This is a genomic window from Streptomyces sp. NPDC059828, assembly GCF_042731955.1.
GTDB lineage: Bacteria > Actinomycetota > Actinomycetes > Streptomycetales > Streptomycetaceae > Streptomyces.
The window spans coordinates 1-4,577 of record NZ_JBHWIW010000099.1; the positions used below are offsets into that span (position 1 = coordinate 1).

Below are 4,577 nucleotides of genomic sequence, written 5' to 3' on the forward strand. Positions count from 1 at the left end.
GGGGGAGGGCGGGGCCGCCTCCGGCGGCCCGGTGTCGGGCCTCTCTAGGTACAACGCGAATAATGTTTCGGGGAATCTGGTCGAGAACGAGGAAAAGGCCAGGTCAGACCAGGAAAACGAGGTCCGCAAGACCCGTCGCGAACGGCGCTTCGCGCAACGCTCGGTTCTCCGGACGATCACTACGCTCGACCGCGTCAAGAAGTGCGGGATCGTCACCAACGGCAACGAAGGCGAAGGCCGCATCGCACTCCGCGTCGTCGGCGGCACCGCCTACTGGTCCGGCTACTGCACCTGCGGCTCCATCTGGGCCTGTCCCGTCTGCCAGGCGAAGATCCGCAACTATCGGGCCGCCGAATACGCGGCCATGGTCGCCGCCCACCTCCTGGAGGCCGACGCCGACGGCAACCTGACCAACACGGCCTGGATGGTCACCCTCACCGCCCGCCACCGTGGCAAGCAGCCACTCGAACCACTCTTCGACGCAGTCGCCAACGGCTGGCGCCAGCTTATGGGCGGTACGGCCTGGGTTGGTGACAAGCGTTACGGCACCATCGGCGAACGGGAGGCCCTCGGAGTTCGAGGATGGATTCGTTCACTCGAAGTCACATGGGGAAGTCGGAACTGGTTTCACCCTCACCTCCACGTCGTCATCCTGCTTCGGAATGAAACCTGCGAAGACCTCGCCAAAGCCATCCACCGCTGGGACAAGACCTGGCGACGCTGGATGAAGAAGCACGGCTACGAGCCCAGTCAGCAGCAAGGCGTCAAGTGGGTAAAGGTCACCACTCCCGAAGAAGCCGGAAGCTACATCGCCAAGACCCAAGAAGGTAAGGGCATCGGAAACGAGCTCACCCGATCTGACCTCAAGACAGGAAAAGGCGAAACAATCGCCATGCTCGAAGTCCTCGAATACTTCAGGCAGACGGGCGACATGGCAGCTATCCCGATCTGGCAGGAATATGAAAAGGGCACCTTCGGCCGACGAGCCATGACCACCTCACGCGGACTTCGGAAAGATCTCCTGCCCGAAGAAGACGAGGAAGAGAAGCAGGACCACGAGGTCGCTGCCATGGAGGCCGGCGGGGAGACCATCCTCATCCTCCCGGCCGAATCACGCAAGGCCATGCACGCTGTGCCCCTGCTGGAGACCAAGCTCCTCGACGCCTACGAGGAGGGAGGGTTCCCGGCCTTGGTCAACCTGATGACCGCCTACCACCTCACCTATGAACTCAGCCACGACGTCGCGTCAGCCGCTAAGCCGTCGTAGGAGTTGGGGAAGTGTTTGATCGGCGGGGCGGGAGCATGAGAAAGGGGGCTTACGCTTGATCAAGCAAAGTGGGGCCGCAGGCCCTCACCGCGCTTTTGGTCCCACTGCCCCCTTTCTCTTGCTCCCGGAGGGGTCCCCGCCGATTAAAGACTTCCTCGGCTCCGGTCCCAAAATCAAAAATTTCGCGACCGCCTGCGGCGGAAGCTTCGGCCCCACCCGGGGTACTAAAAAAGCCCCCTGACGGGGGCTTTCTTCATTCCGGCATCCCATCGGGATATTGCACTTCGGCCCGCGCATAGACAGCTTGCCTACTGATCTTCGCAGCGGTCGCAACCTCAGTGACCGTCAGAACCTTCTCCTGTACAGCACGAGCAGATAGCTCGGTCTCCAACTTCTTGGCCTCATCACTGATTTCCATCGTGGCTCGGATCAAATTTCGGAACCACTCGGCCCGGTCCTTGTACATGACTCGATCAGCGTTCGCCGCGTACGAAACCAGCTCGGACAGAGCCTGAATCCGTAGCTGAGTCCTCATCCGAGCAGGGTCCGTCATGACATCCTCCATCAAGTCACTTGACACGCTATGTGGTGTGGGTTCACTGTAGGGCATGCAACGCTCCGTACACCACGGATCGGCAACTGACGACTGGTCAGGGGCAGTTCTCAATCTCTGTCCACAACTCGGCTGTCCGATCCTCCGTGTACACCAGAGATCACCCACGGACTGAAAGGCCAAGCCATGCCCGCAATCTTCCACGTTGACCAGGCTCGTACCTTCTCGATGGTCATGTTCCTTAGCTCCTCGCCGAAGATGCAGTTCGGCACTCAGCAGCAGGACAAGACCAAGGACGGTCTCCCCAAGTGGGAAGTCCAGGTCGTCGCCAGCTTCACCCAGTTCGGCCGGACCGAGAACGAGATCCTCAAGGTCGGCGTCGTCAGCCACCAGGACCCCGGCCAGGTTCTCCAGAACATGCCGCAGCCGGTCGAGCTCGTCGGCTTCCGAGTCGGCGTCACCCCGGCCGAAAAGCGGACCGACCGCAACGGCAACGACAAGGTCGTTGGCGGCACCGCCTGGTACCAGGCGGACGAAATCCGCGCGCTCAACGCCGTTCCGACCAGCCGCAAGGCTGCCGCTCAGCAGGAGGGCTGACCGTGTCGGCCACCGACGCCTCTGGACTCGCTCCCCTGGTCGCGCTCACTGCCCTCGCAGTGCTCGTGGCCTGGGGGGCGGTCCGCCTCTTCATCGCCACCTTTCGGTACATCCTCGCCACCCCCTTCCAGCGGATCCGCATGCGTCACGCCTGGCGGATCGCTCGTCGCTGGCGCCGCCTCGCCCCGAACATCGGCCTGGCCCGCGTGGACGAGAACACCAAGGGACGCAAGGACCTCCAGGGCAAGACCGCCAAGCCCGTCACCGTCGTCCCGAAGATCAAGACCTTCCCCGAACCTTGGGGCGTCCGCGTTCAACTCCGCACTATCCCGAAGGTCGGCCTCGAGGAAGTCGAGAAGGCCGCAGGCTGGCTCGCCGACGCATGGAACTGTGAAACCGTCGAGGTCAAGCGACTCAAGGCCGGACTCGTAGAACTCCGAGGCATCGTCGGCAACCCGCTCGATGACCACCAGCCCTACGCCTGGCCAGACCAGGACGACTGGCTCCTCCCGCTCGGCCACAACCCGTGGATGCGACAGGTCGGCGTCCCGCTTCGCCAGCTGTCCGGCATCAAGGTCGCGGGCCTGCCCGGCTATGGCAAGACGATGTTGATGCTCGCCTGGATGGCCAGCCTCTCTAACCGCGTTGCCGTACAGTTCGCGATCTTCGACGGCAAGACCAGCGACGCCCGATACGGCGACTGGGGAGAAGTCGGATCAAGGGCGATGTTCGTCGTCGGCGACAACCCGGAGACCGCCAACCAACGGTTGACCGACTTGGTCCGACTCCTCAAGGACCGCCCGGCCGCGCTGGTCGAAGAACGAGGCACCCACAAGTTCTGGAAGCACGGTCCGACCGAGGCCAACCCGCTGATCGTCGTCTTCATGGACGAGTGCCACAACTACTCGGACACCAAGGGCCTGACCGGCAAAGACAAGCAAGTCGTCGAGTCCAACCAGCGCATGATGCAGACCATCTCCAAGGAAGGTCGCGGCCTCGGAGTCCTCGGCATCTTCGGCACCCAGAAGCAGACAGGTGACGCCATCCCGACCAGCGTCCGGGACAACCTGGAGGTCGGCGTCTGCTTCCCCGTGTTCACGATCGACGCGGCCGAAGCTGCCCTCGGCTCCGGCATTCGAGACGACGAACCCAACGACCCGTCCGCGCTGGTCGACAAGGACACCAACGTCGGCGTCTGCGTCGTCACCGGCGTCCCCGGCCTGGGCGGTCGATACGACCGTGTCCGCATCGGTGACTTGGATGAGGACCAGCTCCCCGCCTGGATCGCCAACACAGCCCACCTTCGCCGTGATGTCATCCCCGCGCCGGCGCCTGTCGTCGTCGATGCCTCGACGCCCGCGGCTGAAAAGGCCGGCGCTTCCATCCCGCTCCAGAAGAAGACCACCAGGAGGAAGACCGCATGACCAGGAACGGCCGATGAAACCGCCCACGAACCCGCTGCCGGTCTACACCCCGACCGCCATCCCGAATGCTGCCTACGGCGCTCTCAGCGTCCCCCAGAGCCCCAGCCAACCGTCGTACGTCATCGTCCAACAGGCCGCCCCAGAGCTGTCCTGGCTCCGCCAACACGGCGGACAGCTCATCGCGGCAGGCGGCGCCGGAGTCCTGGTCCTCGCCGGGCTCCTGGCGGTCGCAGTCGTCGCAGTCGCGGTCAGCGTGGGCGCCATCTCATGTGCTCTCGGCTGGCTCGTGATCAAAAGCCTGATGGGGCCACAGCAAACGAAGAAGTGACCGCCCGGCGAGTCGCAATCTCGCCGGTCGGCCACACAGAGAAGGATCGCATCGCATCCGAGACATGGGACGGGCCCGGACCGTGTAGCGACGGTTTCCGGGCCCAGTGTCTCCGCCCCACCTGATGAGAGACGAACGGAGAACGTCCAGTGGCCAAGCTAGCGCAGACTGCCGACACGATCGAGTCGGCGACCGCCGTGTCCGACGATCCGGCCGACTTCGGAACGGTCGATTCGGTACAGGCTCGCGACGTCCTCAAGGCCCCCCACGCCCGCCGCCGGGTTTCCCCGCCCCCCCCGGGCCGAAGGCATGAGGGGGAGGGCGGGGCCGCCTCCGGCGGCCCGGTGTCGGGCCTCTCTAGGTACAACGCGAATAATGTTTCGGGGAATCTGGTCGAGAACGAGGAAA

6 protein-coding genes are annotated in these 4,577 nt (G+C 64.0%); 5 read left to right on the forward strand and 1 reads right to left on the reverse strand.

Annotated features, from left to right (window positions below):
• Positions 1-1,267, forward strand: a 1,267-nt coding sequence (locus ACFV6V_RS30975) for a protein rep (RefSeq protein WP_385571164.1), incomplete at its 5' end; no start/stop codon positions are given.
• Between the two features lie 253 nt (positions 1,268-1,520).
• Here ACFV6V_RS30975 and ACFV6V_RS30980 read toward each other — a convergent pair.
• Complete coding sequence (locus ACFV6V_RS30980; RefSeq protein WP_385571165.1) at positions 1,521-1,820, reverse strand: hypothetical protein; 300 nt, start codon at positions 1,818-1,820, stop codon at positions 1,521-1,523.
• Positions 1,821-2,006: 186 nt separating this feature from the next.
• Between ACFV6V_RS30980 and ACFV6V_RS30985 the strand changes: the two genes are divergently transcribed.
• From ACFV6V_RS30985 to ACFV6V_RS31000, 4 genes are all read left to right on the forward strand, one after another.
• Entirely contained in the window at positions 2,007-2,417 is a 411-nt protein-coding gene (locus ACFV6V_RS30985; RefSeq protein ID WP_385571166.1) for a hypothetical protein, read from the forward strand.
• Positions 2,418-2,419: 2 nt separating this feature from the next.
• Complete coding sequence (locus tag ACFV6V_RS30990; protein WP_385571167.1) at positions 2,420-3,841, forward strand: hypothetical protein; 1,422 nt, start codon at positions 2,420-2,422, stop codon at positions 3,839-3,841.
• 13 nt (positions 3,842-3,854) lie between these two features.
• The gene (locus tag ACFV6V_RS30995) at positions 3,855-4,169 is read left to right on the forward strand and encodes a hypothetical protein (RefSeq protein WP_385571168.1); all 315 of its coding nucleotides are present in this window, start codon (positions 3,855-3,857) and stop codon (positions 4,167-4,169) included.
• A gap of 149 nt (positions 4,170-4,318) precedes the next feature.
• Positions 4,319-4,577, forward strand: a 259-nt coding sequence (locus tag ACFV6V_RS31000; protein WP_385571169.1) for a hypothetical protein, incomplete at its 3' end; no start/stop codon positions are given.